General features: G+C 40.1%; 25 protein-coding genes and 1 tRNA gene. 12 read left to right on the top strand and 14 right to left on the bottom strand.

All coding sequences use genetic code 11. The features are described from left to right. Positions 1–78 precede the first annotated feature (78 nt). On the bottom strand, positions 79–1,212 hold the full coding sequence (locus ACPEH5_RS05270) for a YcbX family protein (RefSeq protein WP_281110648.1): 1,134 nt from the start codon (positions 1,210–1,212) through the stop codon (positions 79–81). A 99-nt stretch (positions 1,213–1,311) separates the two neighbouring features. On the opposite strand from ACPEH5_RS05270, the gene rlmKL reads away from it, so the two are divergent. From rlmKL to rmf, 6 genes are all read left to right on the top strand, one after another. Continuing rightward, positions 1,312–3,420, top strand: coding sequence for a bifunctional 23S rRNA (guanine(2069)-N(7))-methyltransferase RlmK/23S rRNA (guanine(2445)-N(2))-methyltransferase RlmL (gene rlmKL / locus ACPEH5_RS05275; protein WP_166686778.1), 2,109 nt, complete (start codon positions 1,312–1,314; stop codon positions 3,418–3,420). A 12-nt stretch (positions 3,421–3,432) separates the two neighbouring features. Further along, positions 3,433–5,340 carry an ABC transporter ATP-binding protein gene (locus tag ACPEH5_RS05280; protein ID WP_042846447.1) on the top strand — a complete coding sequence of 636 codons (1,908 nt, stop codon included), beginning with the start codon at positions 3,433–3,435 and terminating at the stop codon, positions 5,338–5,340. 30 nt (positions 5,341–5,370) lie between these two features. After that, complete coding sequence (gene pqiA / locus ACPEH5_RS05285; protein ID WP_071547901.1) at positions 5,371–6,651, top strand: membrane integrity-associated transporter subunit PqiA; 1,281 nt, start codon at positions 5,371–5,373, stop codon at positions 6,649–6,651. Next, positions 6,648–8,297, top strand: coding sequence for an intermembrane transport protein PqiB (gene pqiB / locus ACPEH5_RS05290; RefSeq protein ID WP_042846445.1), 1,650 nt, complete (start codon positions 6,648–6,650; stop codon positions 8,295–8,297). The genes pqiA and pqiB overlap by 4 nt, the downstream gene beginning before the upstream one ends. After that, positions 8,297–8,851: a membrane integrity-associated transporter subunit PqiC gene (pqiC, locus tag ACPEH5_RS05295; protein WP_042846443.1), complete on the top strand. Its 555-nt coding sequence runs from the start codon at positions 8,297–8,299 to the stop codon at positions 8,849–8,851. Before pqiB ends, pqiC begins: the two co-directional genes overlap by 1 nt. 352 nt (positions 8,852–9,203) lie before the next feature. Further along, positions 9,204–9,374 carry a ribosome modulation factor gene (gene rmf, locus ACPEH5_RS05300; RefSeq protein ID WP_004909639.1) on the top strand — a complete coding sequence of 57 codons (171 nt, stop codon included), beginning with the start codon at positions 9,204–9,206 and terminating at the stop codon, positions 9,372–9,374. Between the two features lie 146 nt (positions 9,375–9,520). Here rmf and fabA read toward each other — a convergent pair whose 3' ends face one another. The 3 genes from fabA to ACPEH5_RS05315 form a co-directional block, all read right to left on the bottom strand. Further along, on the bottom strand, positions 9,521–10,039 hold the full coding sequence (fabA, locus tag ACPEH5_RS05305) for a bifunctional 3-hydroxydecanoyl-ACP dehydratase/trans-2-decenoyl-ACP isomerase (protein WP_042846441.1): 519 nt from the start codon (positions 10,037–10,039) through the stop codon (positions 9,521–9,523). A gap of 96 nt (positions 10,040–10,135) precedes the next feature. Continuing rightward, entirely contained in the window at positions 10,136–11,872 is a 1,737-nt protein-coding gene (locus tag ACPEH5_RS05310) for an AAA family ATPase (RefSeq protein WP_042846440.1), read from the bottom strand. A gap of 207 nt (positions 11,873–12,079) precedes the next feature. Beyond that, complete coding sequence (locus ACPEH5_RS05315) at positions 12,080–12,256, bottom strand: GhoT/OrtT family toxin (protein WP_071547903.1); 177 nt, start codon at positions 12,254–12,256, stop codon at positions 12,080–12,082. 173 nt (positions 12,257–12,429) lie between these two features. On the opposite strand from ACPEH5_RS05315, the gene matP reads away from it, so the two are divergent. Continuing rightward, on the top strand, positions 12,430–12,897 hold the full coding sequence (gene matP, locus ACPEH5_RS05320; RefSeq protein ID WP_042846439.1) for a macrodomain Ter protein MatP: 468 nt from the start codon (positions 12,430–12,432) through the stop codon (positions 12,895–12,897). A gap of 184 nt (positions 12,898–13,081) precedes the next feature. Here the strand turns inward: matP and ompA are convergent, their stop codons facing one another. Then, a complete protein-coding gene (ompA, locus tag ACPEH5_RS05325) occupies positions 13,082–14,170 on the bottom strand; it encodes a porin OmpA (RefSeq protein WP_042846438.1) in 1,089 nt (362 codons plus the stop codon). A 353-nt stretch (positions 14,171–14,523) separates the two neighbouring features. After that, the gene (gene sulA / locus ACPEH5_RS05330; protein WP_042846437.1) at positions 14,524–15,045 is read right to left on the bottom strand and encodes an SOS-induced cell division inhibitor SulA; all 522 of its coding nucleotides are present in this window, start codon (positions 15,043–15,045) and stop codon (positions 14,524–14,526) included. 236 nt (positions 15,046–15,281) lie between these two features. Here sulA and ACPEH5_RS05335 point away from each other — a divergent pair, with 236 nt between their 5' ends. Next, on the top strand, positions 15,282–15,896 hold the full coding sequence (locus ACPEH5_RS05335) for a TfoX/Sxy family DNA transformation protein (RefSeq protein ID WP_129466709.1): 615 nt from the start codon (positions 15,282–15,284) through the stop codon (positions 15,894–15,896). Between the two features lie 126 nt (positions 15,897–16,022). Here the strand turns inward: ACPEH5_RS05335 and yccS are convergent, their stop codons facing one another. Further along, positions 16,023–18,170, bottom strand: coding sequence for a YccS family putative transporter (yccS, locus tag ACPEH5_RS05340; protein ID WP_281110647.1), 2,148 nt, complete (start codon positions 18,168–18,170; stop codon positions 16,023–16,025). A 123-nt stretch (positions 18,171–18,293) separates the two neighbouring features. Here yccS and helD point away from each other — a divergent pair, with 123 nt between their 5' ends. Beyond that, the gene (gene helD, locus ACPEH5_RS05345) at positions 18,294–20,345 is read left to right on the top strand and encodes a DNA helicase IV (protein ID WP_129466707.1); all 2,052 of its coding nucleotides are present in this window, start codon (positions 18,294–18,296) and stop codon (positions 20,343–20,345) included. A gap of 30 nt (positions 20,346–20,375) precedes the next feature. Here the strand turns inward: helD and ACPEH5_RS05350 are convergent, their stop codons facing one another. Then, a complete protein-coding gene (locus ACPEH5_RS05350; protein WP_166686775.1) occupies positions 20,376–20,834 on the bottom strand; it encodes a methylglyoxal synthase in 459 nt (152 codons plus the stop codon). A 113-nt stretch (positions 20,835–20,947) separates the two neighbouring features. On the opposite strand from ACPEH5_RS05350, the gene ACPEH5_RS05355 reads away from it, so the two are divergent. Continuing rightward, positions 20,948–21,361 (top strand): CoA-binding protein, encoded by a 414-nt coding sequence (locus ACPEH5_RS05355; protein ID WP_129466706.1) that lies wholly within the window; start codon positions 20,948–20,950, stop codon positions 21,359–21,361. 70 nt (positions 21,362–21,431) lie between these two features. Here the strand turns inward: ACPEH5_RS05355 and hspQ are convergent, their stop codons facing one another. Beyond that, a complete protein-coding gene (gene hspQ, locus ACPEH5_RS05360) occupies positions 21,432–21,752 on the bottom strand; it encodes a heat shock protein HspQ (protein ID WP_173424817.1) in 321 nt (106 codons plus the stop codon). Positions 21,753–21,970: 218 nt separating this feature from the next. Here hspQ and ACPEH5_RS05365 point away from each other — a divergent pair, with 218 nt between their 5' ends. After that, positions 21,971–22,249, top strand: coding sequence for an acylphosphatase (locus ACPEH5_RS05365; protein ID WP_173424816.1), 279 nt, complete (start codon positions 21,971–21,973; stop codon positions 22,247–22,249). A 7-nt stretch (positions 22,250–22,256) separates the two neighbouring features. Here the strand turns inward: ACPEH5_RS05365 and tusE are convergent, their stop codons facing one another. Continuing rightward, positions 22,257–22,586: a sulfurtransferase TusE gene (gene tusE, locus ACPEH5_RS05370; RefSeq protein ID WP_042846636.1), complete on the bottom strand. Its 330-nt coding sequence runs from the start codon at positions 22,584–22,586 to the stop codon at positions 22,257–22,259. Between the two features lie 183 nt (positions 22,587–22,769). On the opposite strand from tusE, the gene ACPEH5_RS05375 reads away from it, so the two are divergent. Then, positions 22,770–22,857 (top strand) — tRNA-Ser (locus ACPEH5_RS05375). Positions 22,858–23,075: 218 nt separating this feature from the next. On the opposite strand, the gene ACPEH5_RS05380 is transcribed toward ACPEH5_RS05375, so the two are convergent. The 4 genes from ACPEH5_RS05380 to ACPEH5_RS05395 all read right to left on the bottom strand — a co-directional run bounded on the left by ACPEH5_RS05380 (position 23,076) and on the right by ACPEH5_RS05395 (position 25,560). Then, a complete protein-coding gene (locus ACPEH5_RS05380) occupies positions 23,076–23,438 on the bottom strand; it encodes a hypothetical protein (RefSeq protein WP_281110641.1) in 363 nt (120 codons plus the stop codon). After that, a complete protein-coding gene (locus ACPEH5_RS05385; RefSeq protein ID WP_036941106.1) occupies positions 23,435–23,827 on the bottom strand; it encodes a hypothetical protein in 393 nt (130 codons plus the stop codon). Before ACPEH5_RS05385 ends, ACPEH5_RS05380 begins: the two co-directional genes overlap by 4 nt. Then, the gene (locus ACPEH5_RS05390; RefSeq protein WP_281110640.1) at positions 23,820–24,683 is read right to left on the bottom strand and encodes a hypothetical protein; all 864 of its coding nucleotides are present in this window, start codon (positions 24,681–24,683) and stop codon (positions 23,820–23,822) included. The genes ACPEH5_RS05385 and ACPEH5_RS05390 overlap by 8 nt, the downstream gene beginning before the upstream one ends. Positions 24,684–24,825: 142 nt before the next feature. Then, entirely contained in the window at positions 24,826–25,560 is a 735-nt protein-coding gene (locus ACPEH5_RS05395; RefSeq protein ID WP_144140893.1) for an outer membrane protein, read from the bottom strand. Between the last annotated feature and the right edge of the window lie 44 nt (positions 25,561–25,604).

The following is a 25,604-nucleotide window of genomic DNA, read 5'->3' on the forward strand; positions in this document are numbered from 1 at the left end:
TAACTAATGTAGTTATAGGTATTCTAACACCATCATAATATAAAATTGCTGATGGTGTTAATGAGCCATAATAAACGTTTAGTTAAGTGCTAATTTGAGCGAAGTTTTTGGAATACAGCTACAGGACAATATATAGCCGTTTTCTTTAATTGCACTTTGTTTTAGCGGTGTGACCTCACCAGAAATAAGCTTAATTTTACAGCGTCCACAAATACCCGCTCGGCAGGAATAGGGAATGGATAAACCGTGAGATTCCAGTTGTTCGAGGACCACATTTTGGTTATCACCTTGATATTCTGTTTCTTCAAAAATTAAACTGACATTGTCGACTGTAGAATTTAAGCTTGGGCTTGGGCTTGGGCTTGGGCTTGGGCTTTCAGCTTCTCTTTTTTGCGTTATATATTGTTTAGCTGGTTTGGTTTCTAATACTGTTAGCGTATCACCAACACGAATAATCCCCGTATTTTTAGCCATAACATTTTGACCAAAATCCACGTCACCATTTTCATCAGTACGGAAGGTTTGCAACGTGGCCAATGGTTCACTATTAGGGTGTTTTATCCCTTTCTCGGGGCTGACAGTGGTTAAAATACAACGACTGCATGGTTTATCTAGAGTAAAGATAACATCACCGATTTGAATGGTTTTCCAAGTATCTTCTTCAAAAGGTTTAGCGCCAGTAATAATTAGGTTGCCACGAAATTGTTCTAGCTTAATACTGGCAGGGCAACGGCCTTGGAGTTCTTGAACGGATGCTTCATTAATGAGTAGAAAAGGGTAACCATCAGCAAAAGATACGGGAACATCTTGATGATTTTTCACTCTTCTAGACAATTGAGTGCTGAGCCAACGTAGTTGTACTGGCTCATCAAAAAAGGTACTTAACCAGCTATTTACCTGCTGGGGAGCAATCAGTGCATGAAAATGATTTCCCCAAACCTCAGTAGGGCTCTGTTTATCATCAAAGTCCTGATACAATACCGTTGCACTTTCGCCATTAGGTGCTTGTAGGTGTAACCCATTGTTAAGCATAACGGGTGTAAACAGTAACATTTGCGGGTATTTTCTTGCCGTAATAAATTTACCTTCCAGCGTGGTTACCATAAAATTACGATCAAAAGTCAAACCGCTAGTATCTGCGAAGGCATGTGATAAACGTACCCCTCGCATAGATTTAACTGGGTGTGTATAAAGGCGCGAAAGCGTAATCATTTTTTAATCCTTATAATTGTTGCGCAGCAACTTTATGACAACTGCATAAGATTAGCTATAATGCGCAACAATTTTTCATCAAAATCGGTAATAAATACTATGAATTCTCTGTTTGCCAGCACAGCTCGTGGCCTAGAAGAACTACTGAAAACGGAATTGGAAGCGCTTGGCGCTAGCCAGTGCAAAATTGCGCAAGGGGGTGTCTACTTTCAGGCCGATGAACGAGGCATGTACCAAAGCCTGCTGTGGAGTCGTTTGGCATCGCGTATTTTATTGCCACTGAATGATTTTGATGTCTACAGTGACTTAGACTTATACCTTGGTGTGCAAGCTATCGATTGGACTGAGATTTTTTCAGTTAATGACACTTTTGTCGTGCATTTTACAGGCACCAACGAAGAGATCCGCAATAGCCAATATGGTGCATTAAAGGTGAAAGATGCAATTGTTGATAGCTTCGTGCGCAAATTAGACCAACGGCCGGATGTTGCTCGCCAGCAAGCAGATATTCGTATTAATGTTTATTTGAATAAAGAAAGAGCCAGTGTTGCTCTTGATTTAAGCGGCGATTCTTTGCATATCCGTGGTTATCGTGACCTTGCTGGGCAAGCACCGCTGAAAGAGACCCTTGCAGCAGCTATTATTAATCGCTCAGGGTGGCAGCAAGGGACTCCATTAGTTGACCCAATGTGCGGTTCAGGAACCTTGTTAATTGAAGCCGCAATGATGGCAACAGACAAAGCCCCGGGTTTACACCGTACCCATTGGGGTTTTTATGCATGGTCGAAATTTAACGCTGAATTATGGCGCGAGTTAACGACGGAAGCACAAGTGCGTTTTCGTCAAGGCTTGAAAGAAACGACATCACGTTTTTATGGTTTTGATATCGATAAGCGTGTACTAGAAATGGCGCGTGCCAACGCGCGCCGTGCGGGGCTACAAGACTTAATCACCTTTAAACAAGGTGATGCCGCTGCATTGGAAAGCCCAGTTAACACTGATACGGTAGGGGCAATTATCAGTAACCCGCCTTATGGTGAGCGTTTAGAAAGTGAGCCTGCCTTAATTGCACTGCATAGCCAGTTAGGGCGTATCGTGAAGGCCCGTTTCCCAGGTTGGCGTTTATCGATTTTTAGTGCTTCTCCTGAGTTACTTAGCTGCTTGCAATTGCGTTCAGAACGTGAATTTAAAGCCAAAAATGGCCCTTTAGACTGTGTGCAAAAGAACTATCAATTAGCTGCTACGCCATCAGAAACCGTGGCTGAAATTTCACCTGATTTCGCTAACCGCTTACGTAAAAATTTGAAAAAGTTAAGTAAGTGGGCAAAACAGCAAGGTATTGATAGTTACCGTATTTATGATGCGGATTTACCCGAGTACAACGTGGCGGTTGATATTTATGGTAGCAAAGTGGTGATTCAAGAATACGCACCACCAAAAACCGTGGATGAACGTAAGGCTCGCCAGCGGTTATTTGACGTGATCACGGCCACAATGAATGTGCTTGAGCTTACCTCTAATCAGTTAGTATTGAAAACACGTCAACGCCAAAAAGGCAAGCAGCAATATGAAAAATTAGCCCAAAAAGATGATTTCTTTTTAGTGCAAGAATACAACGCAAAACTGTTGGTTAACTTAACTGATTATCTTGATACTGGGTTATTCCTTGACCATCGTATTGCCCGTAAAATGTTAGGGCAAATGAGTAAAGACGCGGATTTCCTAAACTTATTCTGTTACACCGGTTCTGCAACTGTACACGCAGGTTTAGGTGGGGCAAAAAGTACGACTTCCGTTGATATGTCGAGGACTTACCTTGAGTGGGCAGAGAAAAACCTGCAAGCAAACGGGTTAACGGGTCGCCAACATCGCTTAATCCAAGCTGATTGTTTGAGTTGGTTAGCCAATAGTACTGAGCAATTTGATCTGATCTTTATCGATCCCCCTACATTTTCAAATTCAAAACGTATGGATGGTACATTTGATGTACAACGCGACCATGTGCAATTAATTACACATTTAAAACGGTTACTGCGTCGTGGTGGAACTGTGATGTTCTCTAATAACAAACGCGGTTTCAAAATGGATATTGAAGCGATGCAAGAATTAGGGTTACAAGCGCAGGAAATTACTGCTAAAACACTTTCAGAAGATTTTGCTCGTAACCGTCAAATACATAACTGCTGGTTAATTCGCCACGCAGAGTAAAGGATAGAATCAATGGCTTTAATTAATTTATCGGGTGCATACCTTGCTTTTAGTGATGCTCCGTTACTTGATAATACTGAAATTCACATTGAAGATAACGAACGCGTTTGTCTGGTTGGGCGCAATGGCGCGGGTAAATCAACACTTATGCGAGTGTTAACCAAAGAACAGCCACTGGATGATGGGCAACTTATTTATGAGCAGGACTTAATTGTTGCTCGTTTACAACAAGACCCACCACGTAATATCGAAGGGACTATTTTTGATTTTGTTGCTGAAGGCGTTGCTGAACAAGCTCAATACCTGAAAGATTATCATCATGTCGCTAAATTGGTTGAGCATGACCCTAGTGAGAAAAATTTAAATAAATTATCTGAATTACAAGAAGTGTTAGATAACCGTAATTTATGGTTATTAGACTCTCGTATCAGTGATGTGCTGAAAAAACTCGGTTTACCTGCGGATGCAGAACTATCCTCATTATCGGGTGGTTGGCTACGTAAAGCGGCTTTAGGTCGTGCTTTAGTGAGCAACCCGCGGGTCTTGTTTTTAGATGAGCCGACTAACCATTTAGATATTGAAACGATCCTCTGGTTGGAAACTTTCTTAAAGGATTTCCAAGGTAGTATTGTTTTCATTTCGCACGACCGTTCTTTTATCCGCAATATGGCAACCCGTATTATCGATTTAGATCGTGGACAATTAGCGTCTTGGCCGGGCAATTATGATGATTACTTGGTCAGTAAAGAAGAAGCTTTGCGTGTTGAAGAGATGCAAAATGCAGAGTTTGACCGCAAATTAGCGCAAGAAGAGACGTGGATCCGTCAAGGGATCAAAGCAAGACGTACGCGTAACGAAGGGCGGGTTCGTGCCTTGAAAGCGTTACGTGTTGAACGCTCACAGCGCCGTGAGGTTATGGGCACGGCGAAAATGCAAGTCGGTGAAGCTTCTCGCTCTGGGAAAATTGTTTTTGAAATGGAAAATGTTAACTATCAAGTTGACAATAAAGTCCTGGTCAAAGACTTTTCTGCTCAAGTTATGCGTGGTGATAAAATCGCATTAGTAGGGCCAAATGGTTGTGGTAAAACCACGTTATTGCGCTTAATGCTTGGCGATTTACAGGCAAATAGTGGGCGTGTGCACTGTGGAACCAAATTGGAAGTGGCGTATTTTGACCAGCACCGTGCTGCATTAGACCCTGATAAAACGGTCATGGATAACTTGGCAGAAGGCAAGCAAGAAGTGATGGTTAACGGTAAGCCACGCCACGTATTAGGGTATTTACAGGACTTTATGTTCCCTCCTAAACGTGCAATGACACCGGTTAGAGCTCTTTCAGGTGGGGAACGTAACCGCTTGTTATTAGCTCGCTTATTCTTAAAACCAAGTAATTTATTAATTCTCGATGAACCAACAAATGACTTGGATGTAGAAACGCTTGAGTTACTTGAAGAACTTGTTGATGGCTATCAAGGTACAGTCTTGCTCGTCAGCCATGACCGAGAGTTCGTTGATAACAGTGTAACTGAGTGCTGGATTTTTGAAGGTAACGGTGTCATCAACCGGTATGTGGGTGGGTATTTTGATGCTCAGAAACAAAGAGCACAAACCGTGAGTTTAAAAGTTGAACAAACGAGTAAAGTAGCTGCCCAAGATAAGGTGGCTAAACCAAAAGAAGCTGTAAAGCGTGCAAATAAATTAAGCTATAATTTATTGCGTGAGCTGGAACAGTTACCTGCGAAACTTGAGCAACTTGAAGCTGAAATTGAGGCTTTACAAGCTACGATTGGTGATGCTGATTTCTTTAATCAGCCTCATGAAGTCACTGAAAAAGCGTTGACTAATTTAGCGGCTAAAGAGTCTGAATTAGAACAGGCCTTTGACCGTTGGCAAGAGCTTGAATTACTTAAAAACGGCTAAGTTAGCTTTAATTAGAGGAGCAAATACACTTTGTGTACCCATGAGTCTCATGAACATGTTCTTTGCCCTCAGTGTGACATGTTGGTTGCAGTCCCTGAGTTGGAACAAGGGAGCAAAGCAACATGTCCGCGCTGCGAGACTACATTAGTCTCAAAGTGGCGGTATCCATATAAGCAACCAGCAGCATATGCATTTAGTGCATTAATTATGCTGTTTGTTGCTTGCTTGTTCCCTTTTGTGAAAATGGGGGCGGCAGGAATTGAAAATGAAATATCGTTATTTCAGATAATCGAAATTATATCGGCTACCCGCTATAGTGGGTTGGCGTTATTTTTTCTGTTTTTTTCTTTGATTATCCCAGCATTTTGCATGATCACAATTATTCTCTTAGGGTTGCAAGTTCATATTCCTAAGGGATTAAAGGTCGTGAGCACTCGCATTTTATTCCAAATGAAAGCTTGGTGCATGGCGGAAATATTTTTAGCTGGGGTTTTAGTTAGCTTTGTGAAACTGATTGCTTATGGTGATATCGGAATAGGCTTAAGTTTTTTACCTTACTGTTTGTTTTGCATGTTGCAGGTAAGGGCATTTCAATGTTTAGACCGCCATTGGCTTTGGAACCGTATTGAAGCACCGCCAAAACTAGAGCTACCATTAAAAGTAGGTCAAACAGGTATTAAGCAAAACGTACGTTTATGCCTTGTTTGCACGGCTATTTTACCAGCGGAACAATCACAGTGCCCACGGTGTTTTTCCCGTGGAAGTGTACGTAAACACCAAAGTTTGCAGTGGACATTAGCACTGCTCGTTACTTCAATTATGCTGTATATTCCCGCTAATGTGTTACCCATGATGACGACATATACACTGGGCAGCGCATTAAATTCAACCATTATTGATGGGGTTATTCTATTGTGGGAGGATGGTTCTTATCCTGTTGCTATGGTCATTTTTATTGCCAGTATCATGGTACCTACGTTAAAAATGATTGGTATTGCATGGCTTTGCCTTGATTCACAAGGATATGGCAATCGAGACCCTCATCGGATGCATTTTATTTATGAGCTAGTGGAATATGTGGGGCGTTGGTCAATGATTGATGTATTTGTGATCACGATTTTAGCCTCTTTGGTTCAAATGGGCCAGTTGATGAGTATCGTGCCAGCAATGGGGATTATTTTCTTTGGTGTTGTTGTTATTCTCACAATGTTTGCAGCGATGACGTTTGACCCAAGGTTAACTTGGGATCGTTGTGAAAGGAAAAACGCAGTAAACACGAATGCTGTTGAACAAGAAGGAGTCGTCGGGTGACCTCACAAGAAACATCACAGGCCAATGCCAAAGTTAGTAAGTTAAAAAGTTGGTCACCAGTTTGGGTGATCCCAATAGTAACTGTCTTAATTGGTGCTTGGGTATTATTTTACCATTTTAGCAACCAAGGCCCGGAAGTGACGCTAATCACTTACAATGCTGAGGGAATAGAAGCAGGTAAAACGAAAATTAAAAGTCGTAGCGTCGATATTGGCGTTGTTGAAAGCGTCACTCTTGATGATAATTTTAGTCGGGTGTTAATAAAAGCGCGCTTAAATAATGACATGAAGGATTTACTACGTGCTGATTCATCATTCTGGATTGTTAAGCCTACAATCGGGCGTGATGGTGTGACAGGGTTAGGTACTTTACTTTCAGGGGCTTATATTGAACTTCAGCCTGGGGTAGAGGCCAAAGAAAACTTTGAATTTACTTTATTGGACACACCTCCTCTTGCATCACCGGATGCAAAAGGGATACGAGTAGCATTAGTCAGCGATAAAGCAGGGCAATTAAACCCTGGTGACCCAGTATTATTCCGTGGTTATCGTGTTGGGTCAGTTGAAACTAGCAATTTTGATATGGACAAGCGTGATATGCGCTACCAATTATTTATCAATGCTCCTTATGATAAGCTGATCAGCTCCAATGTGCGTTTCTGGAAAGACAGTGGAATTGCATTCGACATGTCATCCCAAGGTGTTCACGTTGAAATGGGGTCTATTGCGACATTACTGACAGGTGGTGTGAGTTTTGATGTGCCTACGGGGTGGGTTCCAGGTACGAGTGTTAAGGAAAATACAGAGTTCCGACTCTTTGATAACCAAAACAGTATTCAAAATTCACTGTATACAGAATACCAAGATTTTGTCTTGTTCTTCTCTGATTCTATTCGTGGGTTACAGCCTGGGGCACCAGTGGAATTCCGTGGTATTCGTTTAGGCACAGTGGCACAAGTGCCTTTCTATACCGAGGGGCTTGACCAATCTTTGGATAATGACTTTAGAATTCCTGTTCTAATTCATATCGAGCCAGAGCGTTTTTCAAAAGATGTTGGTGCGAATTTTAATTTAAAAAATGAATTAAAATTGGCCATGAAAGACGGATTAAGAGCATCGTTAAAATCGGGTAACTTTTTAACAGGTGCCTTGTTTGTTGATTTAGATTTTGACCCTAATGCTGAGCCTTATAAAGGGCCTACGGTAGTGGCTGGATATAAAATTATCCCAACGACCAGTGGTGGCTTAGCGCAAATCCAACAAAAAGTTATCGCGGTGTTGGATAAGATCAATAACATGCCAATTGAGCCAATGCTTAATCAAACGACACAAACATTAGCCGAAGGGCAAAAAGTGGTTAAAGAAGCCAATGCCATGTTGGTGGAATTAAACAAAGTCATGGGAAGTAAAGAGTTCCAAAACTTGCCTCATGACTTACAAAAAACACTGCAAGAAATGAACCGTGCAATGCAAGGTTTCCAACCGGGTTCACCTGCTTATAATAAAATGGTGGATAACATGCAGCGTTTAGACCAAGTATTGAGAGAAGTTCAGCCGCTTTTACGTACATTAAACAACAAGAGTAATGCATTAGTGTTTGAAGCGGAGCCGACTAAGGATGTAGAGCCGAAAGGAGTGAAAAAATAATGCGATATTTATTATCAGTATTTGTTTTATTGTTGGCAGCGTGTAGTAGTACGCCAGAAAAAAAGTATTATCAATTGCCAATAAAAACTCCTCAGGAACAATCAGCGGCAGTGATGGATAAAGGCCAAGTTTGGCTACAGCGTATTATGTTGTCTGATGTATTAACTTCCAACGGTATTACTTACCAAACAACCGATGTGAGTTATACAAATGCGAGCACACATCTTTGGGCTAGCCCATTGGAACAACAGCTCGGGCAATCAATGGTGAGTGAATTATCCGCCGCATTACCGGATAAGCTAGTGTCTTTACAGCCATTACAGAATTCTCCAGATACACTGGATATCACTTTGACGGCATTTAATGGTCGATACGATGGAAAAGTGCTTATTCAAGGTTTTTGGACGCTTTCCCATGGTGATAAAGTCATTCGTCGTAATTTTGATGTGCAGTTAGACCAACAACAAGATGGGTATCCGGACTTGGTTCGTACATTGTCACTAGGCTGGCAACAAGTTGCTGATAATATTGCTAAAGAAATTGCAAAGTATTAGTTATTACCTAGTTAACTAATTAAATACACCTCAGATATATATGGTAAATATAAATTTCTGAGGTGTATTTTTTTTATCTTCAATAAGTAAATATATTTAATAAACTTATATGTAGTTAATAATAGTCACCTTATATGCTCTAATGTCATGATAAATAAAGTAAAATATTTCATAGTAAAATCAAATGATTATATTAATTGCCATATCTAAGTCACATTTATGCTATTTATGACAAATATATGAAAATCTTTACTTGATTTTCTTATCTGTGGGCGTTATTTCTATAAGGTACCTATTAATAAATAGTAGGTGCTGTTTTCTTTTCCATTTTTAATGATGAGGGAAGTAAGGCATGAAAAGACAGAAGCGAGATCGTTTAGAAAGAGCTTTATCAAGAGGTTATCAAGCAGGTTTAGCAGGGCGTTCTAAAGAGCTCTGCCCATATCAAGCAGTAGATGCTCGTTCGCATTGGCTAGGTGGTTGGCGAAAGGCGATGGAGGATCGAACCGTAGCGGTTGTGTAATCCAGAATTTATCTCATTTTTAAGGTTAAATAACCTGTCATTTTTTTATATTTAGGGTTTTTAACTTTAAAGATACTAATCAATTTAAGAACCTCCGCCATTGCGGAGGTTTGCATGAATTAGCTCATAGCTTAGGCTTCTAAAAATTAGAATGCGCTTGTATCTTTGAATAAGCCAACTTTTAAATCCGTTGCGGTATAAATTGATTTACCATCAACTAAAACTTCACCATCTGCTAGCCCCATGATCAGCTTACGGTTAATTACACGTTTAAAGCTAATACGGTAAGTGACTTTTTTTGCAGTAGGTAGGACTTGGCCAGTAAATTTTACTTCGCCAACACCTAATGCACGGCCTCTACCTTCACCGCCAAGCCAGCCCAGATAGAAACCAACTAATTGCCACATTGCATCAAGCCCTAAGCAGCCTGGCATGACAGGATCATTGACAAAGTGGCAATCAAAGAACCAAAGGTCTGGATTGATATCCAGCTCAGCTTCAACATAGCCTTTATTATATGTACCACCGTCTTCAGTCATGCTGACGATACGATCCATCATCAACATGTTTCCTGATGGGAGTGGAGGACCATTTTCCCCAAATAACTCGCCTTTTCCAGAAGCAATTAAATCATCTTTTGTGTAGGATCCGCGTTTCTCAACCATGTTCTTCAGATAGCCTTTATTAAATGTAGGGGCACAGGATAGCTTACACTTGTACGCTGAACAACTCCGATCTGCTATTTTTTACGCAATCTTTACTTAACTCATCCATTTTAAGAACCAAGGAAGCCTTGCTTTATCCGGTGCATTTGCTTGGTTAATACGCTCTTGAATTAAAGCTAACAGGTGTACGTTTTCTTCTTCAGCTTGCTGCTCAAAGTAAGGTTGCTTGGTCAATAATGTAATAGCTTGAGCGACATGTTCAACAGGCCAAATGTGGAATTGCCCTTCTTGTACCGCGCTAACGACTTCAGCTTTAGTGCATAAATGACGGATATTCGCCATTGGAATAATAACACCTTGCTCACCGGTTAAGCCCCGTTTGGCACAAATATCAAAGAAGCCTTCAATTTTTTCATTGACGCCACCAATCGGCTGGACGTAGCCAAATTGGTCAACTGCACCTGTAATAGCAATTTGTTGATCAATTGGTTGTAATGATAAAGCACTAATTAACGCACATAGCTCAGCCAGTGAGGCGCTATCACCATCAACCTCACCGTAGGATTGCTCAAAGACAATTGAGGCTGAGAAGGGCTGTGGTTGCTCTAATTTAAGCTCATAGTTTAAATAGGCTTGCATAATCATCATACCTTTTGCATGAATATTGCCACCTAATTCAGCTTTACGTTCTACGTCGGTAAATTCCCCATCACCTAGATGAGCCACACAAGTGATACGTGAGGGTTCTCCAATCGCTTCAGGGTGACCAGGGTATTGTAAAACGGATAACCCATTCACTTGCCCAATGACTTCCCCTTCAGTTTTAACGAAGATTTGCTCTTGCAAAATATCATCTTGCGTTCTTTCCATGAGGAAGTTGTGGCGCCATAGGCGGTTTTCGACCGCTTGATTAAATGAATTTTGAGTTAATAAGTTATTTTCTTGGTAATGAACCGCGTCCATTAAGCGCCTTGTAAGCCATGGAATATCAAGGGGAAGAGTAAATTTATCTTCACAATAGCGGGTTGCTTGATGAACCAAAGGTAACCAACCATCAACTGAGATATTTGGTAATTTATTGGAATCAATGATGGATTTAATATAACGCATCCATAATGTTAATTGTTGTTCATCCTCAAAGAACATGACTGGCTCATATTCACCATAAATTGCACTTTCAAATATTTCTGGTGAAGTATATTCAAACTCTTCTAAAGCAAGCCTATCACCAACAATAATAACCTTAAGTTCAAGAGGTTGTGGCTCGATTTCTATAGGTAAAGGTTGACTATCAGAATAGGATAACCATTCTAATTGCCGACGAATAACCATATCTTTTAAGCGATTCCACATTAAAGGTTGGCTAATGAGTGCATTAGCTGCAATCACTAATATGCCCCCATTAAGCTGATGTAATAGGCCAGGGACAAGGGTCAAAGATGGGGTTACATGACCAAATAGTTGCTCTGGTTCTATCCAATTACGGTATGCAATCGCTGTGCGAGATGAAAAGCGGCTTTTAATGCCATGTTTCCATTGAAAGGAATGTTTATCTTCAGATAATTGGTAGTCGCCATCAATAGTGTTGATATCTACAAGCAATGGGCCAATTGCATTAGCGTAAGTGCTAAGGTATTCCTCACTTTCATCAGACTTGATAAACATAAAGCGTGTTTGGGCAAATTCATCGACAAAATGTTGTATTCCATCGGACAATCTAGGCTGAATGTCTGACAGTGTTGTTGGGGACAACGTTTCTGAGGATACAAATTTCGTCTGGAATGACGATAAGTTAGGAATGAGGCCTTGCCATGTTAGTTCTTGACTGATCACTATAATTATCTGCTATTAATAGGGTTATAAATAAAATGCCTGCCAATGAGCTGGGCGCATGTGCCTGAATTTGGTTTATTTAATAATTTGCCAAATAACATCGTTTGTTTTATAAACAATTTTCAGGCCTGTTAATTACCCAGTGGGCAAGCCTGCTATATTAGCCTTTGATAGGCAATCTTGCAGCAAGAATTGTTGAATTATTGACTAGAATAACGAAAACATAAACACAATAGGTAATGTCATTGGCCAAGTGAAACCAATTAATATGGCGCTAAGTAAGCGCATAAAACAATTAGGGTCTTTTGTGACGAGTAGGGTGAATAGCATAGCGCATACACCGACAATCCCATAGATGACGAGTATATTTTCAAAAGTGGACATGCAGTTTTATTAATTTGTTAACAGATGGGGGCGGATTGTACACTATTTTTACAAAGACAGGTTACTTTCTTTATTGCAGAAACGAATATTTCACTAAATCGAACGTCTGCTTGAGCATTTTGTTTATAATATTGCTAATATAAAGATAGGTTCGGTTTTCTTCAGGAAAAATTATGAAATATCAGCAGCTTGAAAATCTTGAATGTGGCTGGAAATGGGAGTACCTCGTCAATAAAGCACGAGGTGGCGAAGCGATTACCCGCTATATAGAACGAAGCGCAGAAAAAGAAGCGATAGATTTGCTGTTAAAAATGGAAAATAGACCGATTGATGTGCTTAAGTGGATTTCATTACATATGAATCCTGAGCTTGATAACCGAATGAAACAAAGCATTCGTGCAAGGCGTAAACGTCATTTCAATGCTGAGCACCCACATACTCGCAAAAAATCGATAGATCTAACCTTTTCGGTTTGGCAGCGTCTGTCTAATTTAGCAGTAAAACGTAATAAAACACTTTCTGAAACGATTATCCAGTTGATCGAAGATGCTGAGCATAAAGATAAATACGAGAGCCAAATGAGCTCATTGAAGCAGGATCTACAAGCGATTTTAGGGGCCTCGAAAGGAGATGGCAGCTAGGCTATCTGAAAAGATCTTTATGGTTGTTGTTCTTGCTATTAAGTGTAATGGGAAGCGAAAAGTAGATTAAACACTAAATAACAAACGGTCTATATTCGTTATATTAGTTTTTATAAGAATAAAAAAAACCCCAATAATAATTGGGGTTTTTTGTTCAGTTCAAAATTCAAACTAGGGCTAAGAATTAAGCGCCTGGTTGAGTTACAACTTCAGTTGTACCTTGAATTTCGATTTCAACGCGACGGTCTGGCGCTAAGCACTCGATCAGAGCTGCACGGCCTTTAACTGCGTCACATTTGTTACCAGTTACTGGATCTTCTTTACCACGACCTTCAGCAGCGATTGCGCTTGCTGGAACGCCTTTAGATACTAAGTAGTCAACTACAGACTGAGCACGTTTTTGTGACAGTGGCAGGTTGTAGTTTTGTGAACCGATACGGTCAGTGAAACCAACTACCAGTACGCGACCTTGAGTTGGATCGATGCTGCTCAGTTCGTTATACAGTTCGTTCAGAGCTTGCTGACCTTCTGGTTTCAGGCTAGCTTTGTTGAAGTTAAACAGAACGTCTGAACGTAGTGTGAAACGTTTGTTTTCAACAACTGGAGCTGGCTCAACAACTGGAGCTGGAGCAACAACTGGAGTATCTTCTTGACCAAAGCGGTATGCAACACCAACGCTCAGCATGCCGTTGTCTGGACGAGTACCGATATTGTCTTTATCACCTAAGTTGCTAACCCATTGGTAGTCTAAACGAGTTGCCCACTCTGGAGTGATTGCATACTCAAGACCCAATGCGTATACAGGTGCAACACCAGTATCAGTTTCTTTGAAACGTTCGCCATTTTGGTGAGCTTTAGCTTCAGTACGGTAAACCATACCACCTAAGCGAGTGTAAACGTCTAAGTCATCCATGATTGGATAGCTTAATTTGGTAGTTAATGAAACACCCATAGATTTCAGGTCACCGCTGTTACCAGCGCCTTTGTATTTCATTTTACCGAACCAGTCATAACCCAGTTCAAAACCCATATATTGGTTGTATTGGTAACCAGCATATGCACCAGCACCAATAGTATCACGGTCAGTTGAATTACCAACTGTACCCCAACCTGCATAGTCTGTACCAGTTTTAGCTGGGTTTAGGCTAGTATCTTCATAGTGAGACCAACCTAATTTAGCACCGGTATACCAAGTGTTATCTTTTGGAGCTGCTTGTGCAACGGTTGCAAAAGCTGCTACTGCCACTGCTACTGCGATAGCTGTTTTTTTCATTTTACGCCTCGTTATCATCCAATATTGGCTTGGCTTCGCTGAGCCTTATTATGTGCCATTGGTTCAATTTACTTGCTAGGTTTCGCTGACATTATCTACAAAAAAATAATAAAAGTAAAAAATAATGCCATAAGCTTAACAAGCTAAAGTCTACAACGAACTTAAAAAGATACAAGTAGAGTGAGCAATAAACGTTAAAAAAAGTATTTTTTTAGTGTATAAATCAGGGAGATATGTATATTTTGTATTATGATTGTTTTTTGTCTATCTAATTGATCTGCAATACTTTTCATTTCACTTTAGAGATAAATATTTCTAAAGGTTAAATTTAGTAAGAAAATTCTTAATCTTGGCTAGTGATAATGATTTGAGTGAATTTTTAGGTGGTTTGACTGTCCTGATTGCATACTTACCATATTATATGTTTTTTGTGGGCGCATAATAAAGCCAATAGAATGACCTTCTTGAGCCGCATATTGTAAACGAACAAAATCTTGTTCGTTCAGTTCAGGCAACCAGCCTAAAACGACACTATAGTTACCACTTTTTAAGGCTTTTTCCATTGCATCTATGGTTGTTATGGTTTCCATGTGACTTAGTTGCATAACCTTATTCGTAGGGATGCCTGCTTGTTCTAACCAGTGTTTACTCAGTTTTTTATTTGGGCTTAGCCAGAGCAACCAACGTGATTGAGCCCCAAACTGGCGGAGCATTGGAAGCAAAATATAGTCCATGATTGGATGTTTTTCATCGTAAACGAGTTCGCTCACCATACCTTGTTGTGTAGAGTTACTCGCAAGCTCAATGGATGGGATGGACTGTGCGTAATTATTAAGAGAATGTTCTGTTGTGTTGTTCCAAGAATAGATGCTCATAATTATTAACCTCGTTACAATGCTGTATGAACATACAGTAACTGTATATTTATCCAATATCAAGCCTATTTTTTCAAAGCGCTTCGCAACTTTGTTGTTTTCCGCTGCATTCTTCTTGGCATTTTTTATTGAAACTCTCAAAATTGGCTAGGTGTAATTGTTTGTAAAGCAAGAAATTATAAAATTGATTCTCTCAAGGATAAAAATGAAACATACCCAAAAAGGAGTTAAGGTATATGTTATTAGAAGAAGAAAAATTTTTTAATTTATCTCGTTTGTTAGGTCAATTCGGAGAGTTAAAGCGTAAAAATCACTTCGGCGGTTTTTGCCTATTAGTTGATAATGCCATTGTAGGGTTAGTGCTGGATGGGAAATATTATTTACGAGGGTGTCTAGTAGCTAGAAGCCATTTTGAGGCTTCAGGGCTTAATCGGCTTGTTTATAGTAAGAAAGGCATACCTTTGGAAATGCGATATTACCAACTTTCTGAACAAATTTGGGGCGATGAAGTCTTGTGTCTCCAATATATTGAACTCGCTTATCGTTCTGCAATTGAAGAATTAAAACAAAAACAGTCCATCACAATGCGTATCAAAGATTTGCCAAATATGAATATGTCAGTTGAGAGGGCATTGGGGAAAATTGGAATTTCTCATGTAGATGATTTACGTACGATGGGCGCAAAAGCGTGTTTTATCAAACTTAAGCAACATGGGCGGCATGACCCGAGTATTAAATTATTAATTGGCCTAGCAGCGGCAATAGAAGGCTGTCATAGTGCTGTATTGCCAAAGAATACTAAGCAAGAATTGATTACTTGGTATAACAGTTTTGAACTCGCATCGAGGTAATTGCCTAATATAAATCAAAGGAAACTTATAGCAGGCTACCTCAAAACCAGACAATACTAATATGAGAAGAATAAGCGGGTAGAAAGGATATTTATATATTTTAATACCCGCTCATCGGTATGTTTATTATGCACTGATTTTTCGGATCATTTGCTTTATTTCAGGTACAAGTTCAAGTAAAAGCTTAGTTTGTTCCATAATAAGTAATGTTTTTTCATCGTCACTTTTTGCAATGTTATCGATTCGCTGTAATAAGTTTTGGCGCAGCCTATCAGATTTTTCATCGATAATTTGAGAGTCTAGTATGTTGGTTTGCAAGGCAGATTCAACATAGCAAATTGCATCATTTAACAGTGCCAAGTTATCCTCATTATGGACTTTTTCACGGTGCGCACCTAACGCGGAAATATAGCTAAGTAGTGTATGGTTTAAACATAAAAGTCTGAAAGCTTGTTCTTGGGTGATCCGGTAAGATTTGGGGTCTGATGCCATATTGGAGACAATAGAAGCAAATTCTGCATCATTATTATGTGCATCACGGCGTGCAACACGGTATTCAAGGCTATTATCTTTACCTTGGTAGTACTGCAGTAAAATGGCATCAAGGTACCTACAATTACTGTCCATTGTTTTTTGAATGACCTGAGGAAGTTGGCGAAATTTCCAATCAGGCCAAATAAAACTTACAGCAAGTAGTGCGATAAAACAGCCGATAAGGGTGTCAATAATCCGAGGTAATGCGACATCAAACCCTTCTCCTAATAAGTTAAAGCAAAAAAGCACTAACAAAGTGATAAAAAGGGTAGCTTGTGCATATTGGCTACTACGGAACATAAAGAACAGTAAGCCAGAGATCACAATAAGGGTAAGCTGGCCTTCAATTGATGGGATTAAATTAAGTAATGGTAACCCGATTAGGATACCAACGATAGTCCCGATGATACGCAGTGCTAAACGGCGTTTAGTGGCGCTGTAGTTAGGTTGGCAGACAAATAAACTAGTGAGTAATATCCAATACCCTCTTTCCATATCAAATAGTTGGATAATCGCGTAACCAGTACAAAGAAGTATTGACATCCTAACTGCATGGCGAAACAACGATGATTTTGGGGTTAAATGATGCTTAACCCGTGTAATAATATCATTAAAGCCTGATAATGATTCGTCAGACAATTGTTCTACTTGTTTATTATTTTGTTGCCATGAGCTTTGCTCAAGGCTTAGCCCTTTAAGTTGAACATCAATTCCCTTTAAATTTTTGAGTAAATTATGCAGTGCTTTTATTGCATGTAATTCAGGGGATTGCTGCTTAAGTAATAATAGTGAGTTTTCAAGGTAGCTGAAAGTTCGTTCAAAGCGTGGATTATGTTGATATTGTTTACGTAGCAATACGGATTGAGCAACTTGCTGGCAGGCTCTTGCTTGCATGGTTAGTAAGCGTTGAAAACGAAATAAGATATCATAATGGCGTAAGGTGCGACTAAGTTGTTGATACTGAATGTGAGACGAGCTAGCACGTTCATGGATATCTTGTGCAACAAAATAGTAATGCAGCGTATTACGAGTCCCTTTTTGGCCTCTATCACCTTTAAGTCGGCTCAATAAAGCAATTTTCGCTTGGTTCATTGTGTTGACTAAATTACTGTTTACTAAAGCTAAATCATAAACTGATTGTTGATAATCATCTTCAAGATCAGGGTCAAATAAGTTAGCTTTTGCGTCTAGGTAGGCGGAAAGTTGCTGGTAGCATTGAGTGATGGCATCTTGTAATGGCCTGACGGGAAACAAAATATGGCCAATTAATGTTAGAATATTATACCAAATGGCCCCTGTAAGTAATAACACAGGTTGTTGATACCAAGTATCAAAAATGGGTACACCTAGCATGGTATAAATGGCTATCAGTAAGGCGCCAAATGCAATGGTGGCATAACGTTGCCCTAAAGCACCAAGTAAGATGAACCCACAAGTCGAAAAAGCGAGGCCAAAAAAGAAAAATAGTGGGTATGGGAAGAGTAACTCAATTGAAACTGAGGCAACAAAAAAACAAAAAAGGGTAATAATTAAATTTTTTATTCTGCCAGTTAGCCTATCATCTAAGTCAGTCAAGGCTGCGGCAACCACGCCTAATGTCAGTGGGATAGTCACTTTAGGGTCTTGCCCTAAAAGCCACGGCACTAATGTTGCGCCTGTCAGGGCTATAAAGATTCGGATATAATATAAAATATGGCTGTTATATAGCACGCGGCGATAACTGGTAAGCAGTGTTAACACAAAGTACCTCAGAGGTAAGACAAGCTCTAGTTTATATAGGATAGCGTGTTTGCAGGGAATAAAAAACCGTTTGGAATCAAGCCAACCGTATTTTGTCATTGATTTTTTTCAGGTGCAGGACGTATGGAACTGAAATCAACACAGATTGGACAGCGTCTGGCTCAGCATCCCTACAATCGGGTTCGCTTACTCAACGCAGGTATCGAAGTCAGTGGTGAAAACCACCAATATCTTATCCCATTCAATGAACTTATTGACCTTCGTTGTAAGAGGGGCATTGTTTGGGGGGAATTAGAATTTGAAATTGTGAACGAACAAGTTGTGCGTTTACACGGTACAGAGTGGAAACAAACTCAACGTTTTTACCATTATTTGTATGAAAAATGGCAACAATGGAGTGCCGAAATGAGCCAAGTCAGTGCGCAAGTATTGACTGAATTGGTGAAAACCATTGAACAACTGATAAAACAAGATCATTGGCTTGGTTTACGTCAAGTTAGCAGCATCAAAGACAAAATTACTCAGAACTTTTCATCACTTCCTTTACCGTTAGTACGTATTCCATCGTTTGAAAATTGTGCATCTCAGTATCAATTTTGCCTTAAGTGGTTGAATGACAGTGAAAAATGTCGCAAGCAAATTAATGAAAAGTGGTGCGAGTCTGTTTTGGTGCGTTATCACGATTTTTTCCAACAAGTTGAATCTTCACCATTAAATTACTCACAATCACTATCTGTCATTAACGGCGAAGATAATGTGTTAGTGCTGGCAGGTGCTGGTAGTGGGAAAACGTCGGTTTTAGTCGCCAGAGCAGGCTGGCTAATACTAAGAGGGCTGGCAGAACCAAAGCAAATTTTATTGCTGGCATTTGGTCGCAAAGCTGCCGATGAAATGAATCAGCGCATTCAGCTACGTTTACAGCAGGATATCGAAGCGAAAACATTTCATGCGCTTGCTCTGCATATTATTCGGGAAGGTAGTAAAAAATCACCGGTTATCAGTGAACTCGAAACCAACAGTCAAAAACGTCAAACATTGTTATTAACAGAATGGCGAGAGCAATGTTCAACGAAAAAGGCTCAAGCGAAAGGTTGGCGAGAGTGGCTGACTGAAGAGCTGCAATGGGAAATTCCCGATGGTGAGTTTTGGAATGATGACAAAATAAGCCATAAAGTTGCTGCGCGTTTAGAACGTTGGTTAAGCTTAATGCGTATGCATGGTGGTAGCCAAAAGGATATGGTAGATAAGGTCAATGATGAAATTAAAGATCTTTTCCAAAAACGCATTCGTTTGATGGCACCATTATTAAAAGCATGGAAAAGTGCGCTAAAAGAGGAAGGTGCGGTTGATTTTTCTGGGTTAATTCATCAGGCGGTGAATATTTTAGAAAAAGGGCGCTTTATTAGCCCATGGAAACATATTTTAGTTGATGAATTCCAAGATATTTCACCTCTTAGAGCCAAATTGCTTCAAGCGTTACGTCAACAAAATAAGCAAACAACGTTGTTTGCAGTGGGCGATGATTGGCAAGCTATTTACCGTTTTAGTGGCGCTGAATTAGACCTGACCACCTCATTTGAAAATAATTTTGGGGAAGGGGAGCTTTGTGCTTTGGATACAACCTATCGCTTCAATGAACGTATTGGCGATATTGCGAATCGGTTTATTTTACAAAATCCAATTCAGCTTCATAAGCCATTAAATAGCTTAACTAAAGGTAGTAAAAAATCAGTTGTTCTTCTATATGAACAAGCATTGGAACGGTTATTGGATAAAATGAGCGGCTATGTACTTGATGATGAAAGGATATTAGTACTGGCACGTTATCATTATTTAAAACCTGAAATTTTGAATAAAGCGCATACCCGTTGGCCAAAATTGACGATTGAATTTATGACGGTACATGCATCAAAAGGGCAGCAAGCAGATTATGTGATTATTTGTGGCTTAAACAGTGGTAAGGATGGTTTCCCTGCGCCGGCAAGGGAGTCAATTATTGAGCAAGCACTGTTGCCACAACCTGAAGATTTTGAGCATGCAGAAGAAAGGCGGTTACTGTATGTGGCCTTAACAAGGGCTAAACAGCAAGTTTGGTTATTATATAACCCCGAATTACCATCAGAATTTGTTGAAGAACTTAAACAATTAGGTGTCCCAAAACAGAAAAAGCCTTAGGGGGATGGGCATGCGAACATGCCCAGTAAACTAGTTAGTGCGTTTTGTTAGGTAGTTTTGGTAGTCAGGGATCACGATTTCTATATTGTCATCAAAATAAGGTGATGTGATTAAAAAATCAGCGGTTGCTGGGTTGGTGGCTACGGGAATATTCCATACGGTAGCTAAACGTAATAATGCTTTAACATCAGGATCATGCGGTACAGCATTAAGTGGGTCCCAGAAAAAAATTAATAGGTCGATTTTTTTTTCCGCAATCATCGCGCCAATTTGTTGGTCTCCGCCCATTGGGCCACTCATCATACTGGTGACGGGTAACCCTGTATGTTGGCTAATTAATGAACCAGTAGTCCCTGTGGCATATAATTTATGCACTTTAAGTCGCTCATTATTCTTTTTTGTCCAAGATAATAACGAGGGTTTGCAGTGGTCATGGGCAACCAAGGCGATATTTTTTGATGCAGCAATTTTACGGGTTGTTGATTCCATGAGGTTCCCTTAAATAAGATGTGAGATAGGCATCTTTAAAACTGTGTGAGCAAAGAAGTACAACATATACCATAATGCTAATGAATAGTTTACTGATTTTAGGAGATATTTTGATGAGAGATCAAGAAATTGCTGAAATTTTAAAGAGTGTCAATACCATCGCTTTAGTTGGGGCTAGTGATAAAGCCAATAGGCCAAGTTATGAAGTCATGGAATATCTCTTACATCAAGGTTATACCGTTATTCCTGTTAGCCCTAAATTGGCTGGCCAACAGTTATTAGGTCAGTTAGTGTATGAAAAACTTAGTGATATACCTCAACCCATTGATATGGTTGATGTGTTCCGCAATGCAGAAGCCGCTGTTGGTGTCGCTAAAGAAGCAGTGCAAGTTAAAGCGAAAGTATTATGGTTGCAACAAGGGGTTATTAGCGAAGAAGCTAAAAGTATTGCGTTGCAGGCAGGGTTACAATTTGTTATGGATAAATGCCCAAAACAGGAAATACCCGCTTTAGGGCTTGAAAAGTAGCCTTTCATTGATGATAAAAGTAAAGCAGCATGTGAGCTGCTTTACGGAGCGTTCATGAATGATAAAGCCGTTAGTTACGCAGACGTGGCGCTAATAACTGAGACCTTATTGATTCTGCCAGTTCATCCATAGAAGGTTGTTCTGGGTGGTCATCAGCAGTCTCGTAAGTGATTTGAGCTTCAGCCAAATAGGTATGAACAGCATCCCCGTTGTCATCTTCCATTACAACATGATACCAAGGCAGATCGCGTAGTGTGCTGTTTGCGGCAATATCATCATCATGTGGTTGTTCGAGCGAATATTCAGCATCTACATCAACAACGACACCTAGGTAGCCGAGAAGCTTGTGCCTGACTTGTTGCCCGATTCCATATTTACTGGTGATCATCATAGCGACCTCCTAAAAGCCTTGCTTGTACTTCAATTTATATATGGGCAGTGTTGTGCGTTTTCAAGCGAAGTATGGACAATTATCAATAACGCAATACACTGTCTTTATACGCAACTATGAAAAGCAGTGCCTCATTTAGCAGATTATCTGTTCAATGAATAAAAAACAACTGCTAAAAAAAGGTATCTATATATTATGCTCTGACAATGGAGGCTTATATGACTGCATCAGGTCGCAATTTTTACATTTATGGGCGTGTTCAAGGCGTTGGGTTTCGTTATCAAACCTATCATTGGGCTAACCAAAATGGCATAAAAGGTTTTGTGTGTAATCGAGATGACGGCAGTGTTAGGCTGGCCATTTATGGTTCAGAGCAAGATATTGAATTTGTAGATGAATGGCTTAAAGCAGGTGGGCCTCCGGGGGCTAATATCGACCATTTCTTCACTGAAAGTTGGCAAACTGAGCCAATAGCGGACTTTTCCGTCCGCTATTAGGAAGAAATTAAATGCACTTTACTGGCTTTGGTAGGCCTGCGAGTTTTGTCGCTTGCTTTGCGGGCCCTTTAGGAAATAACCGATATAAATAGCGGCTATTGCCTTTTTCTTCGCCAAATTGCTGAGAAACCGCTTTCACCAACATACGAATGGCCGGTGAGGTATTGAATTCCAAGTAGAAATTTCTCACAAAACGGATAATTTCTAAATGCTCATTGGTGAGTTCAATGCCTTCCTGCTGCGCAAGTAGAGGGATGAGGTCTTCACTCCATTGTTGGCTATCAAGCAGGTAGCCCTGCGGGTCTGTTTTAATTTCTTGATTGTTAAAAACCAACATACTCATTTTTAATCCAAATAAAATTAGAGTATGAATTTAACAAAAATAGAGAAATAACCCAAGTAAAGTCGTTAGAATGTTGATATTTTCGCCCAACGGTATGAAATGCGTATATTTTTAAAGCGAATGATTAAATTAGGGGTTTACATCCAATCAGAGGATGTTTATAGTGCTCGTCATTGCGGAGGGGTGGCCGAGCGGCTGAAGGCAGCGGTCTTGAAAACCGCCGATGGGCAACCATCCGAGAGTTCGAATCTCTCCTCCTCCGCCAGAATTCAACGCCATGCTATTGATTAGCATGGCATTTTTGTTTTTTAGGTTTTATGAGTATGCCATCCAGTATGCCATTTTATTTTGGCTTCCCTCCGATTGTATTGGCTAGTATTGGACTCAATTTGGATATAACGAGTTCGAATTGAGACTAGTAAAATAATAAAGGTGAAGTAATGGTAACAATACCCACCTTCGATTATTATTTTATCATGAGCTCTAATTCTTAGTCATGCACTCAACTATCCCCAATGTGTTTATGTTCTTGGCACTGACCCATCCGAGTTTAGCCGATTCAGGTAAATCATCAAAAAGTGTTATGGCATGGTAGAGTTGTACCCATTGTTCATCAACTGTTCGTTTTGCGACCCAGAATTGTTCTTTACCTGATGTGGGCTGATAGTTGATAGACTTGGAACCTCTATCGGGTTGATCATAAATCTGAAGCGTATTGGCAGGAGATGAGCTGAACTCAACACAATCTCGATAGGTTGGCTTAGGTTGTTTGCCGAAATAAATCCCCAATGTGACGATTGCGATAATTCCCACAAAAGAAAGGCTATTTAATGTGCGATTTTTCATTGAAAGATAACCTCCACATGGTCAATGTGTTTTCCTTGACTGTAAGCATCCAGCCACACTTTTTTGTTAATACGGGATAAGCGGTAATAGGTATCGAGAGGGCCGTCTTCACAATCGCCAGTTGATGTACTAAATAGTTGGTTGGTTTGACTATCAATCACTTCGGCAATTACGAAGGCACATTTAGCGCCCAGATTCACTGTGCTCGTGACGACATAACGTCCCTCGAGGTAATCGTCAACACGACAATCCTTATCGGCAATCGCTTGGTTATTACACATTGGTGTAAAACCACTTTTATCGATGGCGGTATCAAATACATTCGTGTTAAAGGCGCTCGCGGTAAAATTGAGACAAAAAGTCATGAAAATGAAGATGTATTTACTCATGATTTACTCCCATTGTTGAACCGTCTTTCTGATGGTTGTTTTTCTGATAGGTGAGTCGACCTAATGTGATTGCAATAGCCAGTTCGATAAAAAATAGCAGGAATAATCCGAACATATTTAATCGGTTAGGCAATAGAACGTTAAGGAGTGCCAGTAGCGCTAAGATAACAAGGGAAATGATTGTTGACAGGGTTATCCTGAGTTTTCGAGAACGCGTTGCCGTGTATTGTTGTAGGAAGCCATACCCCCAATACCCCACATAACCTGCGATAGTACCCGCTAGAATCACCATGATATTGAGATTGATTTGGTTGCCAATGCCTATCGCTAAGGCATTCATAATGACAAGGTATAGCGCTAAGAATGTCATTAAACGGAAAATAGGATGCGGGTATTGAAATGGATGGGATACATTTTTAACGGTATGGATATAGACAATAACGCCAGCGCTCAGTCCGATAAGGCAGGCGAAAAGAAGGAAAATAAAAAAGTATTCATAAAGTATAAAAATTAAAGCATGGTCAAAAACCATAAAAGGAATAATCCCGATGAGCAATAGGTAGATAACACATAAAGAGGCGATGAAAGCGAAGACGAATGCCAAAATTTTTCGCGTTAGCATTAAACGGAATGGGATACCCTTAAACCCATAAATGACCCACAACAATATTTGAGAAATCAAGAGTGGAGCTAACATCGCGATAAGGTAATACAGTAGATACATTAAGGGCTTACCAATAAATAAGTCGACCTTATAGTGATTGGCGATGATGACTGTAAAACCGAATACTAGCACTAAGCTAATGATGAAAAAAATTCGTTCAACACCTAAACGAATATGATTAATTGAATTCATTTTTACCTCTTTTTATTACAATTTTTTTGTGGTTAAAATTTAACCGTGGTTATTTTTTTGTTTAATCAATAAAATAGCCAACATCAAAAAGGCATGTTGGCTAGGTAAGTTGAGGGTAATCTTTAAGGCTGAATGCCAGAGATTAGAATCGGTAAGTTAAACCAAGCATGATGTCATTGGCCTTCACTTTGATTTTTGAGGTGTTTTCCCCATCGCCTACCGCTGTCGTGATGTCGGCTTTTCCAGCATCTAAATAGCGATAACTTAGACCCATATCCCAATCGTCATTGATGGCATAGTTCACCCCCGCACCGACACTCCAGGCAAAGTTATTGGCGGTATGCGTGTGAGTATCATGCAGAGAGAGTCCTGGAGTATAAGCATCAGCGCGGGTGGTTTTAAAATCCACGGCCGCATAGCCTAGCCCGACAGAGATATACGGCGTGAAATTTGAGCTATTTTTAATGTCGTAGTACCCATTGACCATTAACGTATTGAGTTTGATTTGGTTTTTAATATCACGAGTTTGATGTACGCCATTACGCACACGGTCGCGGATATTGTAGGTTGAATTCGCTTTATCACGCGCCATAAACTCCAATTCAGCGCGAACAGGGATATCAAACTGATTGGAAAAGTCATAACCTAACGCAAGTCCACCGCCAAATACGCCAGTCCGATGGCTATCTCCATTTTTTGTACCATTATCACCGGCATCAGCATAGCCGCTGTAGACAAACTGCTGGCCAGACATTTGCACAATGGATGCGCCCATTTTACCCGTGACATAAAGCCCCGTTTTACTGTCATCCGTGTTAGCGAATGCTGGTAATGAAATGCACCCCATTAGGGCGGGAACAATAAACGCTTTTTTCATGATTGATTTCCTTTTAATCAATATCACATTAAGTATGGTTGAAT

It is taken from the genome of Providencia sp. NPDC089933 (assembly GCF_049545585.1).
GTDB classification, from domain to species: domain Bacteria; phylum Pseudomonadota; class Gammaproteobacteria; order Enterobacterales; family Enterobacteriaceae; genus Providencia; species Providencia huashanensis.